This is a genomic window from Acetobacter farinalis, assembly GCF_011516935.1.
GTDB lineage: Bacteria > Pseudomonadota > Alphaproteobacteria > Acetobacterales > Acetobacteraceae > Acetobacter > Acetobacter farinalis.
Genome location: NZ_WOTF01000018.1, coordinates 1 through 15,464 on the forward strand (window position 1 = coordinate 1; position 15,464 = coordinate 15,464).

Here is a 15,464-nt window from a genome sequence, read left to right on the forward strand (position 1 = left end):
CTTCAACATCAAAGAAACCAGTCTGCTTCATGATCCATGCCCCCAATCAACTCAAGGGAAATGGAATCACAGAGCAGCTCTCAAAACCAGGGGGTTTTTCGAACCCTCCAGGTGGTTTTCTGCGCATCGGGGGATGGGAAGCCGGTCAGAATGGCGCGATTATTTTTCAGGGGTGCGGTGTTGTTCCACGCGAAGCGGGTGTGTACGCCTATGCCGTTGGGCATGAGGTTCTTTATATCGGCTCGGCGCAGCGTGGGGTGCGCAGAAGGCTTCGGCATTATGAAAGCGCGAAAGGTCTGCGAACAGCCAGCCGTATCCGCCAGGCTCTTCTGCAAAAGCTCAATCACGTTCCATGTGTTGATATTTATGTGATCGTGCCGGAGGAAACCCTCACACTGAAGGGTGTGTTGCCCATAGATCCTGTCTCCGGTCTGGAAGACGGTCTGATCCGTGCTCTCCAGCCGACGTGGAACCGCTGTGGCAGGGGACGATAAAATATTGGGTAAGACACGGCGCTGTTTCTGAAGGGTCACCCCGCCGTGTTGTGAAGACTGGGAAGCGTGTTCTGTCATGCTTCTTTTGGGAGCCTGTTCGGCTGGTGGCGTGGGTGACAGCGTTCGGGTGGAACCATCATCCATGGGTCATCTCCGTGAGAGGTAGTGCCTGTATCGCTGGGCATTCAGCCTCGTACGCTTCGTTACAGTCCGGACAGATATAGGGATACGGAAATTCACATATTCGTGCTCTGCATAATTTTACGGGTGCCTGCTGCAACGTGGTGGTATGTGAAGGTGTTTCGTTCCGGCTTTCCGTGGGAAGCCAGAACCAGAATGAATAAGGACGTGGCCAATGCAGATTTCCAGAGAAACCCTGCTTCATTCTTACCGCGCAATGCGCACCATCCGGGCGTTTGAAGAGCGCCTGCATCGCGAATTTGCCACCGGAGAAATTCCGGGGTTTGTGCATCTTTACTGCGGCGAGGAAGCTTCCGCCGTGGGCGTGTGCGCCAATCTTACAGAGCAGGATACTATTGCCAGCACACATCGCGGCCACGGGCACTGTATTGCCAAAGGTGTGGATGTTGGCGGCATGATGGCGGAAATTTATGGCCGCAAGGCCGGGGTGTGCCGGGGCAAGGGCGGCTCCATGCACATTGCTGATCTTTCCAAGGGTATGCTCGGTGCCAACGGGATTGTGGGGGGCGGGCCGCCGCTGATCTGCGGGGCGGCACTTTCCCATAAGGTTTTGAAAGATAACGGTGTAGCCGTGGCTTTTTATGGTGATGGCGCCTCAAATGAGGGAACTACGCTGGAAAGCCTCAATCTGGCATCTGTCTGGAATCTGCCTGCCGTATTTGTGCTGGAAGACAATGGCTATGGTGAGGCCACGGCGGCATCCTACGCCTGCGCGGGCACCCAGAAGGACCGCGCGGCCGGGTTCGGCATGCCGTATATCGCGTGTGACGGGTCAGATTTCTTTGCCGTGCACGATGCCGCGCGGGATGCCATAGAGCACGCGCGTTCAGGCAAAGGGCCAGTGATGCTGCATGTGCATCTGGCCCGCTGGTATGGGCATTTTGAAGGCGACTCCATGAGCTATCGCGCTCCGGATGAAGTCTCTGAAGCGCGTAAAAATCATGATTGCCTTGAGAACTTCCGCAAACGTGCGGAGCAGGAAAAATTCCTGGAAGGCTCTGCGCTGGATGAGATTGATGCCGCTGTGGCGGATGAAATTGAAAGTGCCGTGCAGGCCGCCAAGCAGGCCCCATGGCCGGAGGACGCCGACCTGATGGCAGATGTATACGTAAAATTCTGACGGGATTTACCAAAGTGCCTTTGCAGTCCTCCTTCTGTACAGACGATACGCAGTGTGGTCGACGCGGAGAGATGCGGGGCGGGTACTGGGCAGAACACGATATTCTGGAACAATGGGGCAGAGGGCGCATGAACATGTGCCGATGGGAGATGCTCTGCCGCCTCTCCCTGAACAGGCCCGGAAGGTAGAAGAAGATGAGCAAAAAAAGCTTTCGTCAGGCCATTAATGAAGCCCTGCGGCAGGAAATGCGGCGTGACCCCACAGTTGTGCTGATGGGCGAGGATGTTGCCGGTGGGCAGGGTGGCTCCTCCGGTGTGAAAGATGCCTGGGGCGGTGTGCTGGGTGTTACCAAAGGGCTTCTGACTGAATTTGGTGAAAGCCGGGTTCTGGATACGCCTATTTCAGAAGCCTCCTATATCGGGGCGGCTGCCGGGGCTGCGGCGACGGGCCTGCGCCCGGTTGCGGAACTGATGTTTGTTGATTTTGTGGGCTGTTGTCTGGATCAGATCATGAATCAGGCCGCCAAGTTCCGCTATATGTTTGGGGGGAAGGCCCGTACACCGCTGGTGATCCGCGCCATGTATGGGGCGGGGTTTAATGCGGCGGCGCAGCACAGTCAGGCGCTGTATCCACTCTTTACCCACATTCCGGGCCTGAAGGTGGTGGTGCCGTCCTCCCCCTATGAAGCCAAAGGGCTGCTGATTGAGGCCATCCGGGATGATGACCCGGTGATCTTCCTTGAAAACAAGGTGATGTATGATGATGAGGAAGATGTGCCGGATGAAGCCTATACCATCCCGTTTGGCGAGGCGAACCTGACGCGTGAGGGCAGTGATGTGACTATTGTGGCCATTGGCCGCATGGTGGGCATGGCGAATGAGGCGGCGGACCGTCTGGCCAAACAGGGTATTTCCTGCACGGTGCTGGACCCGCGCACGACGTCTCCGCTGGATGAGCAGACTATTCTGGAATGTGTGGAAGACACGGGGCGTCTGGTGGTGGTGGATGAATCCAGCCCGCGCTGCAACATGGCCTGCGATATTTCCGCTCTGGTGGCCGAACATGCGTTTGGTGCGCTGAAAGCTCCCATCCGCCGTGTAGTGCCGCCGCACACGCCTGTGCCGTTTTCCACGCCGCTGGAAAAACTTTACATGCCCAGCGCTGAAAAAATTGAAGCGGCGGTAAAATCCGTCATGACGCAGAAAACGCCTGAGGTCGCCTGAACCATGACATATGTAATGACAGCCCTGACAATGCCCAAATTCGGTCTGGCTATGACGGAAGGCAAGCTTTCTTCCTGGACCATTGCCCCCGGCGGTGCAGTGCGGGAAGGGGATGAAGTCGCGGATATTGAGACCAGTAAAATCACCAGCGGGTATGAAAGCCCGGCTTCGGGCGTTCTGCGCAGGCAGGTTGCACTGGCGGGTGAAACGTTGCCGGTGGGTGCTCTTCTAGGTGTGGTGGCCGATGCGGATGTGCCGGAGGCCGAGATTGACGCCTTTATTGCCAGTTTCCGGGCTGAGAGCACGGAAGAGGGGGAAGAGACTGCCGAGGCCACCAGTTCCGAACCGAAAATGGTTGAGGTGGGGGCACACCGCCTGAATGTGCGTGATGTCGGGCGCGGAGAGGGCCCGCCCCTGCTGCTGATCCACGGGTTTGGCGGTGATCTGAGTAACTGGATGCTGAATCAGGACGTGCTCGCCCGCCACCAGCGGGTGATTGCATTTGATCTGCCGGGGCATGGGGCTTCCTCCAAGGATGTGGGAGATGGGTCCCTCACATTTTTGGCTGAAGCTGCCGCGGGTTTGCTTCAGGCGCTCGATATCCCGAAAGCCCACGTTCTGGGGCACTCTCTGGGTGGGGCGGTGGCTCTCTGCCTGCTGCGTGACGCTCCGGATTCTGTCGTGACGCTGACACTCGTAGCTCCTGCCGGGCTGGAGCGGGCGGTGAATGTGGAAAGCCTGAAGGCGATGGTGGAGTCAGACCGCACACGGGATATGCAGCAGGCGCTTCAGGCGCTGGTGCATGACAAGTCTCTGGTGGGCCGCAAAATGGCGGACAACGTGCTGAAAGTGCGGCGGTTGGATGGAGCGCGGGAGGCTTTGCGGACGATTGCCGCGACATGTTTTGCAAACGGCCAGCAGACGGATGATCTGCGCCCGGTGCTGGACGCTGCCTCTGTTCCGGTCAGACTGTTCTGGGGGGAGGAAGATGAAATCCTGCCTGTGGCCGGTGCGAAAAATGCGCCGGATACTGTGGTGAAATATATCCTGCCAGAGATTGGGCATATGCCGCAGCTTGAGAAAACGGTTGAGTTTAACAGGATTGTTGAAGGGTTTCTGGAAGAGAACGCCTGATTCTGACACAAGCCTGCCCCTGAGGGGGCGCGGCAGGAGAACTGAACAGCAGGCATGGCGTTTCAGCGCCATGCCTGTTTTGTTTTTGTCGCGCGAGCGATGTGTTCAGGACAATGCGGAATGATATTTCCGAACTCTGCTCACAGAAAAATTCAGGCACTCCGCAGGATGCTGGCGCTGGCGGCATCATGCGGGAGGGCGGTGCCGTAGTGGCTGGTATAGTCAGCGGCAAAAGCCTGCCGCTCCAGCCGTTCGCAATAGTCCAGATAACGGATAAGCGCACGCTGCCCCCGAAGCGTATTGCCATAAACGCGCCTGTAGTGGTTCCAGAGCATCAGCACATTGACGGACCACGCATCATAGGCGTGTTCGGCCACGCGCTGGCGCACCAGCGGCGGGAGTTTGTCGAAAGCCTGCCAGTCATCCCCGGTGTAACGGCGCCATATTTCATGACGGAGGGTACGCTCGTTTGTGGGAATGGCGTGTTCAGGCATAGGCATTTTCCTCTTCCTCCGCTTCCGGCTGCCGGTGGCGCCATGCGGGGAAGGGGTCTGGCAGGTGGGCGTAAAGCTCCGGCTGGAAGGGGGCGCTGCCTTCGTTTGGAACAAGGCAGGCATCCAGTGTGGCGCGCAGGGCGTGTTCGTCCATATCCTGTGTACCGATAAAAACAATTTCCTGTCTGCGGTCTCCGTAAACACGGTCCCATTTGCTTACCAGCATGGCTTTCCAGTCCTCATCTTCCGGCCAGTGCTGCGGGGGGATGGCAGTCCACCACAGCCCCATGGCCTGCGTGCGCACCAGAGCGCCCGCCTGCCCGAGTTCCCCCACCCATTCGGGGCGGGTGGCCAGCCAGAAATGCCCTTTTGCCCGCACGACACCCGGCCAGATGGTATCAATAAAAGCCTTGAATTTTTCAGGAATGAACGGGCGGCGGGCCCGGTAGACAAAGCTGCTGATGCCATATTCCTCTGTTTCGGGCACATGCTCTGCAGAGCCATAGAGCTCCTTGTACCAAAGTGGGTGCTGCTCGGCTTTCTGGTGGTCAAACCGGTGGGTATCCAGCAGGCGGCTGAGGGGCACCGTGCCCATGTCTGTTTCAATCAGATCCGCCTCCGGGTTGAGTGCGCGGATAATCTGCCGCGCACTGGCCCGCTGCTCCGGCGTGGCGGTGGAAACCTTGTTGAGGATCACGACATCCGCAAACTCAATTTGTTCAACCAGAAGGTCCACCAGAGCGCGGTCATCTTCCGTGCCAGCGGTTTCGCCCCGGTCTTTCAGGAAGTCTGTTGAGGCATAGTCTTTCAGCAGATTCACTGCGTCCACCACTGTAACCATCGTGTCCAGCCGTGCCACATCCAGCAGGCTTGCGCCTTCTTCATCCCGGAAGGCAAAGGTGGCGGCTACAGGAAGAGGTTCCGCAATGCCAGTTGATTCAATCAGCAGATAATCAAACCGCCCTTCATCTGCCAGACGACGCACTTCCTGAAGCAGGTCATCCCGCAGGGTGCAGCAGATGCAGCCATTGCTCATTTCGACCAGTTTTTCATTTGTGCGGGAGAGATCACTGCCTTCACGCACCAGATCGGCATCAATATTCACATCGCTCATGTCATTGACAATCACGGCTACCCTGCGGCCTTCGCGGTTGTTCAGAATATGGTTGAGCACCGTGGTTTTTCCGGCGCCCAGAAAACCGGACAGGACAGTAACAGGAAGTTTTTCAGACATGGCGCGCTCCGGATTGCAGGTCAAAATCATAATGTGTTACGTTATATCATAACATTCATGCAAAGCGAAAGACCATGCAAATCTTGGCGCAAAACCCGGCCGTGTCAGTTTCGTACCCCACGCCTGAAGCCGCCTTTCTGGGCATCAGGCAGGCGGACCGGCATCTTGCAGTTGCTGCCCGCGCTCTGGGGCGGGATCTGGAAAAAGCGGCGCGGGCCTGCCTTGCGCGAGGGCCGTCCCTGATTTTGTCAGCAGGCACGCCGGACGAGCTGGCGCGCGAGCTTATGCCGGTTTTTCCTCCGGCACAGCGCGCGGTGCTGGAGGATGCGCTGGAGCTGGCGGACAGCTATTGCGCCGCCACGGGAATGGAAGCCGTGCGGTTCCGGCTGGATCGGATTACGGATGATAGTTGCTGCCGCTTCCATGTGGACCATGTGGTGCTGCGTCTGCTGTGCACCTATGTGGGGCCTGCGGTGCAGTGGCGGATGGCGGCAGAAGGAGAGGTAGCACCTGTTCAGCAGGTGGCGACAGGTGCGGTGGCGCTGCTCAAGGGGCGCTGTTACCCCGGCTGGCAGCCGGAGGGAGCGGTGGAGCATCGCTCTCCCCCGCTTTCAACCCTGCCGGTGCCGACCCAGCGGCTCGTTCTGACGCTTGATGCCCCGCAGGCCTGCGGAATGACGGAGGGGCAGCGCAGGATTGTGCGAGCTTAGGGCTGATCCCGTTCAGGTGGAGCGGTGTGAACGGCCGGAGAGTCTAGCGCGGTGCTCCGGTGGTCGGGCAAATAGTGCTATTCACAGTGCTGGCCCCTGAAGCGTCGAACCAGACAGCGCCGTTTGCTATCATGGCTTTTTCGTCATGCACGAACATCTCATGCGGGATGGCCTGCTCAAGGCTTCTGCGCATGCAGGGGGTGAAAATGCGTGACCATGCGGCAGCCAGTGCGGCAGGTGTTGTGATGACGAGATGGCGCGAAGTATAAACATTAAGAGGCCAGGACACCAGTTTTGCCGTTTCGGTCTTGTTGTTACTGAGCGCGCTGCGGATAAAACGCTGCACCATGGCCTCGAACACGGGAGGCGGCGCGTTTGTAACCGCTGCATAAAGCGCGTTGGGGGCAAGGGTATCCGAAGAGACGATCTGGAGTGTCACGGGGTAGGTTTTTGCGCCGTTGCGCCATGTTCCGGTCAGCGCGGTAGCTGTGTACAGGGTGAGCGGATGCGGGGCTTTGGGGTCATTGGTTTCAAAATGCAGGGTGAAGCGGCCTCCATCGGCTTCACTGAGCACAATTTGCTCCCCGGATCTCTGCACGGAGAGCGGGATATCAACCAGATGCGTCACATAGAAATAATGGGCTTCGACTGGTGTTGCATCAGGAAGGACAGAGAGCGTAGCCCCGATGGCGTAAGGCCCAAGAGTTCCGGAAAGGCGATAATTCTCCAGTGCGGGGTGTGGTGTCTGTGCGGCGGGAGGAGGGGTGGCCGGCGCATGGCTTGCCGGTTCGCTCTCTGTATGTGGCGGCACAAGGAGAGGCGAAGAGGGGAGGGGTGTTGTCTCCGGCGCGGCGGCATGAAGGGCTGGAGCGGGGGCAACAAAGGCCAGCGCGGCCAGAGCTGGTGTGGCAAGAGAGGCAGTCAGGCAGAAGGCTAGAAGCTTCAAGGTTTTCAGTGTCATGATCTGCTTCCTTTGCGCGCGCCGTGCGGGCCTCTCTTGAATAGAGCGGAAAAAGAACGGCAGCGCACGGAGGGATGCGGTATGGTAGCCTGTAAAAACAGGAATGCCACGCAGGAATGAGGATGAGCATGGACTGTGCGCAGTGCGGAGCAGCGTTTTCCTGCACGGCAGATGCCGCGTGCTGGTGCATGCAAAAGCCGCATGATATCCCTTTGCCAGAGCGTGCAGTGGCGCAGTGCCTCTGCCCGACCTGCCTTGAAAAGCTGATCCGGGAAACACGGACCCTGCAGGAGCGGAGCCGCCTGCTGCCTTCCGCAGGGGCAGGCTGAGATGCTGGAGCCTCAGGCGTGACGCAGGTGGCATTGTGCCTTCAGGGTTCAGGATTTTTCAGAGCCTTGGCGGCCCGGGAGATGAAGATGTAAACCTCCTTGCTGAAGGGTGCGGTGCGCTCCTCGGTTTTCCATTGGTCCATTTCAGAATACATTTTTGCTGCGCGACCCCAGTGTTCCGGCCTGAGGGCCTCGGCCAGCGGAGCCTGCAAGGCCAGCCACTCCTGCGCCAGCGCTTTTGCCGCCGGGGCTGTGGCATCAAGACCGGTTTCCATCGCGGTTTCAATGCGGGTGATCAGGGTGCTCCACTGCTGCTGATACAGTGTCTGTTTGTCTGGCGGGAAAAGGGTTTGCGCGAGTTCCTCCCAACGCTGTTTGTCGGCTTTGATGAAATACTGATCCAGTACGGGATGCATGGCTTTTTGCATCATGAGGCGTTCTCCTTCACGGATGAGGGTGCAAAGCCCCGTAGCATCCAGATGCTTTTGTGCCTGTAGCAGGGCGCGTGCTTCTTTCAGACTGGAAAGCGCGCGTGTGATGGCGGCCTTCTGCCGGGTGAGGCAGGTGATCTGGACGTCGAGCAGGGCTTTTGGGTCCAGCGTCTGGTTCTGGATAATCCGGGCGATGTCACCCAGCCGGTACCCGGCGCGTTTCAGGAGCAGAATTCTGGAAAGCTGATGCACATGCTCTTCACTGTAAACACGCCGCCCGGCTTCTGTCCGAACCGGCTGGATAAGCCCGTGTGTTTCCAGATGGCGCAGGCTGCGGATGGACATTCCGCAGGCCTGTGCAATGTTCCCGATTGATAGAAACTGCCCCATCTCTGCTCCTTTGAGACCCTGCCTCCCATATGCCATGCTGACACAGTGTCAGGAGCAAGCGGAAAAAAGAGGTTTGCGGAAATTTTCGCATGTGGTCAGCGCATTGCCGCCAAGCAGTGGCAGGGATGGACTCTTGACCGAGATCAAGGGCGAGACCGGGAACCTGCAAGACACTCTTCCTGACAGAACCGGGCTGACATCAGATGTCAGCCGTTGCGCTGAAAGGGATTGCCATGACCGCTACACCGGAGAGGACCGTTGAGATTGCCGGCACCCGTTACGTGATGCTGGGCACCATGAATGATGGGGACTGCAAGGTGCGCCTGAAAACTACGGCAGGAGACGTTGTCGAACTCACATGTGAGTCCTTCATTGACAGTCTGAATAACGGGAGTGCGCGGTATCTGTAAAACCTGCGTGTTTAAAAGGATTTTTCTCTGATAAGCTTTTCTGTCTGGCCGGGTCTTGTTTACGGCAGCGTAGGGAAGGACAGGGCGGCAGGATGCCGGGTGCTGCACATGGCAGGCCCGGAGTGATGTCGGCCCATGAAAGTGGCCCGGAGCGGGCACTGAGATAAGGTTCTTTGGTGAAGCCGCCCTGGAGGGGCTTGCACCAGAGAGGCCTGTGAAAAGCAGAAACGCCCCCCGTGCAGGCTGCGGGGGGCGTTCTTACGCTTTAGTCCATCCGGACAGCGGGGCGGACAAAGCGGTCCAGCCAGTCGGTCAGGCAGGCAATAGCACCGCCCACAACACCGTAGAGTTCAAACTGATGCTGGCGATAGAGAGCCGTATGGCCAAGCCGGGCGCTCAGGCCGCGCAGGGTGCCACCGCCGAAGGTCTTGCCATCAGGAAAGGCACCCCAGCCATTATAGTTGCCGAGGGCAACAATCGCGCCCTTGTTATTGAACGTGAAGGGTGGAACAGGAGTCTGGTTCAGAATCCACTGTGGCAGATACCGTGCCAGATGGTGGGCTTCCTGCCGGGCAACCTGAGCTGTGGGGGGCAGAGGGTGCTCCGTAATAAAGGAGCAGTCACCCACAGCAAAAATCCGGTCATCCAGTGTGGTCTGCAAATTGGGTTTGACCACAAGCTGTCCGCCACGGGCGCATTCCAGACCATCCATCTCACGGGTGACATCCGGGGCTTTCACCCCTGCGGCCCAGACGCGGAACTGTGCATCCACGCGGGAACCATCCTTCAGGATAAAGCCTTTTTCATCCACACCGCTGACCATGGCCCCGATGCGCACGGAAATATTCAGGGCTTCAAGCTGCTTGTGGGCTTCTTCTGAGACGTTTTCCGGGAAGGAAGGCAGGATACGTGGTCCGGCTTCCAGCAGGGTTACGCGCATTTCCGGTGTTTTGGGTGTGAAGTTGTAAAGAGAGCCGATATCCAGCGCCTTGTGCAGTTCCGCCGCAAGCTGCACGCCGGTGGCGCCACCGCCCACAATGGCAATGTCCATCGGTGTTCCGCGTCCGTAGGCTTGCAGGACGGCATGGCGGAAGCGTTCATTGAAGTTGTTGGCCTCCACAACATTATCAAGAAAAATGCAGTGGTCTTTGACACCCGGTGTGCCGAAATCATTCGCACGGCTGCCGATGGCAAAAATCAAGGCATCATACTCAAGGTGCCGTTCTTCCAAAATAACCTCGTCTTCATCCTGCTCGCGCAGCGGGGCGAGGGTCAGCCTGCGGGCTGCGCGGTCCAGATGCGAGATTTCCCCATAGCAGAAGCGAAAACCATGGCCCGCTGCGTGGGAGATGAAGGTAATGCGGTCATTCTCGTTTCGTGCGGTTCCGGCGGCAAAGCAATGGAGCATGGGCTTCCAGACATGGCTGAACCCTTTATCCACCAAAGTGATATCCAGCTTGCCTGCGCGGCCCATGCTGTTTCCCAATCGTGTGGCGAGTGCCAGGCCTGCAATGCCGCCCCCCACGATAACCAACCGAAACTGATCACTCATAATGTCACTATCCTTCATCGTATTCCGCAAGTCTCAGCAGCGGAACAGAATTGCGCGGCACACTGCCTGGTGAGGCCGCGCATTTGTCTTCTCGCAGGCTGGCCGGCCTGCTCAGCCTGCGGAAAGATCCACAAGGCCCATCAGCCCGTCCTCTGTTCCAAACCCCAGCAGGCAGCCATCCGGGCTGTAAGCCAGCGCGCTGATGGCTCCACCGGCACCAAGGCAGACAGGCAGAACCCGTTTTGTTTCAGGCTCGATCATGATGACGGACCCATCCGCAAACCCGGCGGCCAGAATATCCTGCTCCGGGTTATGCGCCACGCGGGTGCAGAGCGCTCCGCCCATGCCCGGCAGTTCCAGCGGGGGCTTGCCCATGGGGCCACCGCCAAAGAAGGGCCACATCACCACAACATCCGCCCCGCTGGTGGCCAGCCATTTTCCCGTGCGGGAGAACGACATGGATCTGACCTTGGTGGGGTACCCGCTCATGCGGATGTTGTGCCCGTCAGACAGGCGCCAGCCGTGCAGGTCATTATCCTGCATGGTGGTGATCAGCGCTTCTCCTGCCGGATGGATGGCAATGCCGGTGTGGCTGCCCTTCCATTCCAGTGTGCGCACGCTTTCACTTTTAGGCTGGGTGAACCACACGGAAGCACCGTTATAGTGCGATGCCGCAAGGCGCTTGCCTTTGGTGTCAAACACGATGCCGGTCACGGAAGAGGGATGTTCCAGCGTTTTCAGCAGTGTCTCACCCCGGCCGTCACGCAGTTCCACCACCTTGCCTGACGCGCTGGCAATATAAGCGGTCTTGGCATCCACGTGGGAGGCCACATGGTCCACCCAGCGGCGGCTTTTGCCGAGTTCGTCAATTTCGCCATGCATGTTCAGGCGGCACAGACGGCCGTCATCCCCGCCTGTCAGAAATCCGGAAGGGTCCGTGTCCGGGGCCAGGGCAAGGGCTGCGCCATCATGCACGGCATAGGTGGCCCAGCTTGCCGGGTCCGCCAGATCCGCCCGGTGGGCAACAATCACATCCCCTTCCGCCGTGGTGAAGGCGAAGCGCAGATTATCGTGGGAGGCCGCGCAGGCGGTGATATGGCCTTCCACGGTGCGTGTTGCACCGCGTTTTTCAATCAGCCCGCGGAGTGTGGAAGAACTGCTCATGCGACGGCACAGCTTTCAAACCCGCGCCGAAGCTGGGGCCGGTTGAGGTTGCGGCCGATAAAGACAAGACGCGAGATGCGCTCCTCTCCTTCCTTCCAGGGGCCGATGGCGTTGCCATCCGCCATCATGTGCACGGCCTGAAAGGCAAAACGGTCTGGCTGGCCCTCAAAATTCAGAATGCCCTTGGAGCGGAGGATGTCCGCCCCCTTTTCCTGAAGAAGTGCGCCAATCCACATCTGGAACTTGCCGGCATCCAGCGGGGTCTTGAGCGTGAGGGAAACGCTGGTGAGGTCTTCCTCATGATGATGGTGCGTGTTTTCCAGAAAATCCGGCGTGCTGGCCAGAATGCGCTGGAGGTCAAACCCGCCGACATCCATCACATCCGTCAGCTTCACATTGCCTTTCTGGGCCTTGTGGATAGGGGCCAGGGCATTGATGCCGCGCAGGGTGTCTTCCACAGATTTCAGGCGGGCTTCATCCACCAGATCGGTCTTGTTGAGGATAATGACATCCGCAAAGGCAATCTGCTGGCGTGCTTCCGGGCTTTCCTTCAGCGTTTGTTCGATATTGTAGGCATCCACCACCGTCACCACGGCATCCAGCCGGGTTTTGGCGCGTACGTCTTCATCCGCGAAGAAGGTCTGCGCCACGGGAGCCGGGTCTGCCAGACCGGTGGTTTCAATAATAATGCCGTCAAACTTGTTCCGGCGCTTCATCAGGCTGCCGAGAATGCGGATAAGGTCTCCGCGCACGGTGCAGCAGATGCAGCCATTGTTCATTTCGAACACTTCTTCATCGGCATCGACAACAAGGTCGTTATCCACGCCCAGTTCACCGAATTCGTTAATGACCACGGCGTATTTGCGGCCGTGTTCTGCCGTGAGAATGTGGTTGAGCAGGGTGGTTTTCCCTGCGCCCAGAAAGCCCGTGAGGACCGTGACCGGCACCAGCGCGTTCGCAGGCTCGGAAGAAAGGGGCGTATCGGACATGAAGACAAGGCCTCCGTTAGCGTGTTCGTGCCTTTTATATAGGGTGCCAGGGCCCTGAGGGCCAGAGAGGGCAGGAGAGGGGCCGCGCCCTGGCCCTCGGCGCCCTGGCACCCTCCTGAAGAGGGGGGGCGGGCGAGGCAGGGGGTAAAACAAGTAATGTTTATAAATTTATACTTTTGTTTGTGCGCGATAAAAACAATATGGAATGCGTTTTTATGTCGGGCTTTTGGTGGGCGGGAAAATGGCTTTTTTGGGCCGAGTCTTGGTTTGTGGGTGTTGTCTGTTCGATTCCGAAAGAAAGAAGAGCGGAAATTTCTCTTATATATAAATAACATAGATGTGCGCTGTGCGTGAAAGCTTTGATTTTGCAGGGGAAAATAAAATTTCACGAAATAGGGAATAAAGTTAATAAAATTTCATTGGATATGAACAATGTAAATCTGTTTTTAACGAAGTCGGGTTGGCAAAGAACCTGATTTTTTCAGGGTTTTTATTCGGGAAAAGAATATGTCTATCAAATATAGAATAAAAACCCTCTTTGTTGTTCTGACATAAAATATAAGGAAGTCGGACATGACTAATTATAGCGGGACAACTGCGTCTGGACTCGTTTACGCGGCAACATCCACAGATATTGGCGTGCCCCCCCTTCTGGGCACAACGGTCTATAACGTCACGATTACCGGGAGTGACGGAACAGTTCTGCAAACGCTGAACGGTCTGACCACGGGGATCCAAATTCTTGGTCTTTCTGTCGCACCAACCGGAAATGTCGTGACAGGCAGCACCAGCATTACCACCCTGCTGAACGTGGTAGGGGCAACATATGTCACGATGCCCGGCAGCACCGGCGGGATCAGTATTGTTGCCAATGCAGTAAGTGGTAACACGTATTATATTGGTGGCAACACGGATATCAATATTCTTGTCAACGCGCTAGCAGGAAATACCGTCAATATTTACGGTGGAACGGCAAGCTTCTCCGGGAATCTGGTGGCAGGATTGCTGGCTGGTTCAACCATCAATATTGGTTATGGCGGCACCTATGCAGGATCTGCCGGGTTGATTAATATTCTTGGCGGTTCAACTGTCAATTTTCAGACAGGGGGTGGCACGCTGATCCTGAATGCGGATAATCAGGTGCTCAGCCTTTTGGCCAGCAATGGCGTTCAGGGCGTGACGTTCAATAATTATGATCCGTCACGGGATGCCATCGAGCTTCAGAACACGGTTCAGACCATTACCGGCTATACGATCAGCACCAGCGGCTCACAAAAACTCATTATACTTTATAACGGTTCACCGACCAATATTGTCGCACAATATGCGGTGAACCCGGCTGCGGGTGTTTCTTTGCCCGATGGAGCATATGATGCGGTCAACTCCCCGAACATGGTCAGCAACCCGCTTCAGATCACCTATGCGAACGGGAATACCTATGTCGGTGCCTGCTTCCTTGCAGGGGCCATGGTCCACACGCCGGATGGCGTGAAGGCGGTGGAAGAATTGGCGGTGGGGGATAGCGTGCTGGTATTTGAAGGGGGTGAAGCCGTATCCCGCGCTGTTGTGTGGACGGGAAAAGCGGTGGCCCATGTGCGGGACAGCGTACCGGATGATGAGGCGGGGTATCCCGTACGTGTTCTGAAAGACGCCATCAGCCCTGGCGTGCCGGACCGTGATCTGCTGGTAACACCAGAGCACTGCCTGTATTTTGAAGGGCAGTTCATACCGGCCCGTATGCTGGTGAATGGCCGCTCCATTGTGTTCGACCGGAGCGTGACGACGTACGAATACTACCATATTGAAACGGGCCGGCATTCCGTGATCATGGCCAGTAACATGCTGACAGAAAGCTATCTGGACACCGGTAACCGTGACAGCTTCCGGCAGCAGGGCACAGTGGCCCGTATTGGTGCGGGCACTGTACTGAACTGGGCGGAGCACGCGGCGGCACCGCTCATGGTGGCGCGGCATGGGGTGGAACCTATTTTCCGCCAGATTGCAGCGCGCGCCGAAGGCCTTGGCTTTCCCGCCACGGATGCCGCCCCTGTGCTGACAGAGGACGCCGACCTGCATCTGCTGACAGAGGGCGGCCAGCGGGTGCGCATGGTGCGGAAGGAAAGCGGACAGGCTTTTTTTATGCTGCCTGCGCGGGTGAAGGCTGTGCGGATCATCTCTCGCACCAGCCGCCCATGTGATGTCACGGGTCCGTTTGTGAATGACCGGCGGCATCTGGGCGTGTGCGTGGGGCAGATCACGCTGCTGAGTGCCGGGAAGAGCCAGCCTGTTACCCTGCATCAGGAGGAAGCTGCTCTGGAAGGCTGGGCCGGGCAGGAGGATACGTTCGGGCGCTGGACCACGGGAGAGGCGCTGCTGCCTTTGCCTGAGCGGGCACCGGAAAGCCTGGGGATGCTCCGCATTCAGATTCTCGGTGGTGGTCCGTATCTGGTGCGTGGCGAGGCGGAGAGCGAGGAAACCCTGCGCGCATAACAGGATTTGGCGTGTTGCGCGCAGAGCGCAGGAAAGGCCCGGCACATGTGCCGGGCTTTTTTTTAGGACTGCTCTTTTTTTCCAAACAATTTACCGGGAATTAAGTGATCTTATTTAAAGAAGTGAATGGGCTTTTGG

15 protein-coding genes are annotated in these 15,464 nt (G+C 57.8%); 8 read left to right on the forward strand and 7 right to left on the reverse strand.

Annotated features, from left to right (window positions below; translation table 11 throughout):
- The 4 genes from GOB82_RS10870 to GOB82_RS10885 all read left to right on the forward strand — a co-directional run.
- Window positions 1-494, forward strand: a 494-nt coding sequence (locus GOB82_RS10870; protein WP_206752400.1) for a GIY-YIG nuclease family protein, incomplete at its 5' end; no start/stop codon positions are given.
- A gap of 355 nt (window positions 495-849) precedes the next feature.
- Complete coding sequence (locus GOB82_RS10875; RefSeq protein WP_166122977.1) at window positions 850-1,815, forward strand: thiamine pyrophosphate-dependent dehydrogenase E1 component subunit alpha; 966 nt, start codon at window positions 850-852, stop codon at window positions 1,813-1,815.
- Window positions 1,816-2,009: 194 nt separating this feature from the next.
- A complete protein-coding gene (locus GOB82_RS10880; protein WP_166122979.1) occupies window positions 2,010-3,038 on the forward strand; it encodes an alpha-ketoacid dehydrogenase subunit beta in 1,029 nt (342 codons plus the stop codon).
- Between the two features lie 3 nt (window positions 3,039-3,041).
- Complete coding sequence (locus GOB82_RS10885) at window positions 3,042-4,172, forward strand: acetoin dehydrogenase dihydrolipoyllysine-residue acetyltransferase subunit (RefSeq protein ID WP_166122981.1); 1,131 nt, start codon at window positions 3,042-3,044, stop codon at window positions 4,170-4,172.
- Between the two features lie 152 nt (window positions 4,173-4,324).
- Here the strand turns inward: GOB82_RS10885 and GOB82_RS10890 are convergent, their stop codons facing one another.
- Both GOB82_RS10890 and zigA read right to left on the reverse strand, forming a co-directional pair.
- The gene (locus GOB82_RS10890; protein ID WP_242007361.1) at window positions 4,325-4,672 is read right to left on the reverse strand and encodes a DUF6525 family protein; all 348 of its coding nucleotides are present in this window, start codon (window positions 4,670-4,672) and stop codon (window positions 4,325-4,327) included.
- Window positions 4,659-5,900, reverse strand: a complete 1,242-nt coding sequence (zigA, locus tag GOB82_RS10895) for a zinc metallochaperone GTPase ZigA (RefSeq protein ID WP_166122983.1) — start codon at window positions 5,898-5,900, stop codon at window positions 4,659-4,661. The genes GOB82_RS10890 and zigA overlap by 14 nt, the downstream gene beginning before the upstream one ends.
- An 83-nt stretch (window positions 5,901-5,983) precedes the next feature.
- Here zigA and GOB82_RS10900 point away from each other — a divergent pair, with 83 nt between their 5' ends.
- Window positions 5,984-6,610 (forward strand): DUF1826 domain-containing protein, encoded by a 627-nt coding sequence (locus GOB82_RS10900; protein ID WP_242007362.1) that lies wholly within the window; start codon window positions 5,984-5,986, stop codon window positions 6,608-6,610.
- A gap of 43 nt (window positions 6,611-6,653) precedes the next feature.
- On the opposite strand, the gene GOB82_RS10905 is transcribed toward GOB82_RS10900, so the two are convergent.
- Window positions 6,654-7,571, reverse strand: a complete 918-nt coding sequence (locus tag GOB82_RS10905) for a hypothetical protein (protein WP_166122987.1) — start codon at window positions 7,569-7,571, stop codon at window positions 6,654-6,656.
- A gap of 128 nt (window positions 7,572-7,699) precedes the next feature.
- On the opposite strand from GOB82_RS10905, the gene GOB82_RS10910 reads away from it, so the two are divergent.
- Window positions 7,700-7,900, forward strand: coding sequence for a hypothetical protein (locus GOB82_RS10910; protein WP_198911972.1), 201 nt, complete (start codon window positions 7,700-7,702; stop codon window positions 7,898-7,900).
- A 41-nt stretch (window positions 7,901-7,941) separates the two neighbouring features.
- On the opposite strand, the gene GOB82_RS10915 is transcribed toward GOB82_RS10910, so the two are convergent.
- On the reverse strand, window positions 7,942-8,721 hold the full coding sequence (locus GOB82_RS10915; protein ID WP_166122991.1) for a MerR family transcriptional regulator: 780 nt from the start codon (window positions 8,719-8,721) through the stop codon (window positions 7,942-7,944).
- A 203-nt stretch (window positions 8,722-8,924) separates the two neighbouring features.
- On the opposite strand from GOB82_RS10915, the gene GOB82_RS10920 reads away from it, so the two are divergent.
- A complete protein-coding gene (locus GOB82_RS10920; protein ID WP_166122993.1) occupies window positions 8,925-9,131 on the forward strand; it encodes a hypothetical protein in 207 nt (68 codons plus the stop codon).
- A 265-nt stretch (window positions 9,132-9,396) separates the two neighbouring features.
- Here GOB82_RS10920 and GOB82_RS10925 read toward each other — a convergent pair whose 3' ends face one another.
- The 3 genes from GOB82_RS10925 to GOB82_RS10935 form a co-directional block, all read right to left on the reverse strand.
- The gene (locus GOB82_RS10925; RefSeq protein ID WP_166122995.1) at window positions 9,397-10,683 is read right to left on the reverse strand and encodes an NAD(P)/FAD-dependent oxidoreductase; all 1,287 of its coding nucleotides are present in this window, start codon (window positions 10,681-10,683) and stop codon (window positions 9,397-9,399) included.
- Between the two features lie 111 nt (window positions 10,684-10,794).
- Window positions 10,795-11,847, reverse strand: coding sequence for a WD40 repeat domain-containing protein (locus GOB82_RS10930; protein ID WP_166122997.1), 1,053 nt, complete (start codon window positions 11,845-11,847; stop codon window positions 10,795-10,797).
- Complete coding sequence (locus tag GOB82_RS10935; protein WP_166122999.1) at window positions 11,844-12,836, reverse strand: CobW family GTP-binding protein; 993 nt, start codon at window positions 12,834-12,836, stop codon at window positions 11,844-11,846. Before GOB82_RS10935 ends, GOB82_RS10930 begins: the two co-directional genes overlap by 4 nt.
- Window positions 12,837-13,409: 573 nt before the next feature.
- Between GOB82_RS10935 and GOB82_RS10940 the strand changes: the two genes are divergently transcribed.
- Window positions 13,410-15,326: a Hint domain-containing protein gene (locus GOB82_RS10940; RefSeq protein WP_166123001.1), complete on the forward strand. Its 1,917-nt coding sequence runs from the start codon at window positions 13,410-13,412 to the stop codon at window positions 15,324-15,326.
- Window positions 15,327-15,464 lie beyond the last annotated feature (138 nt).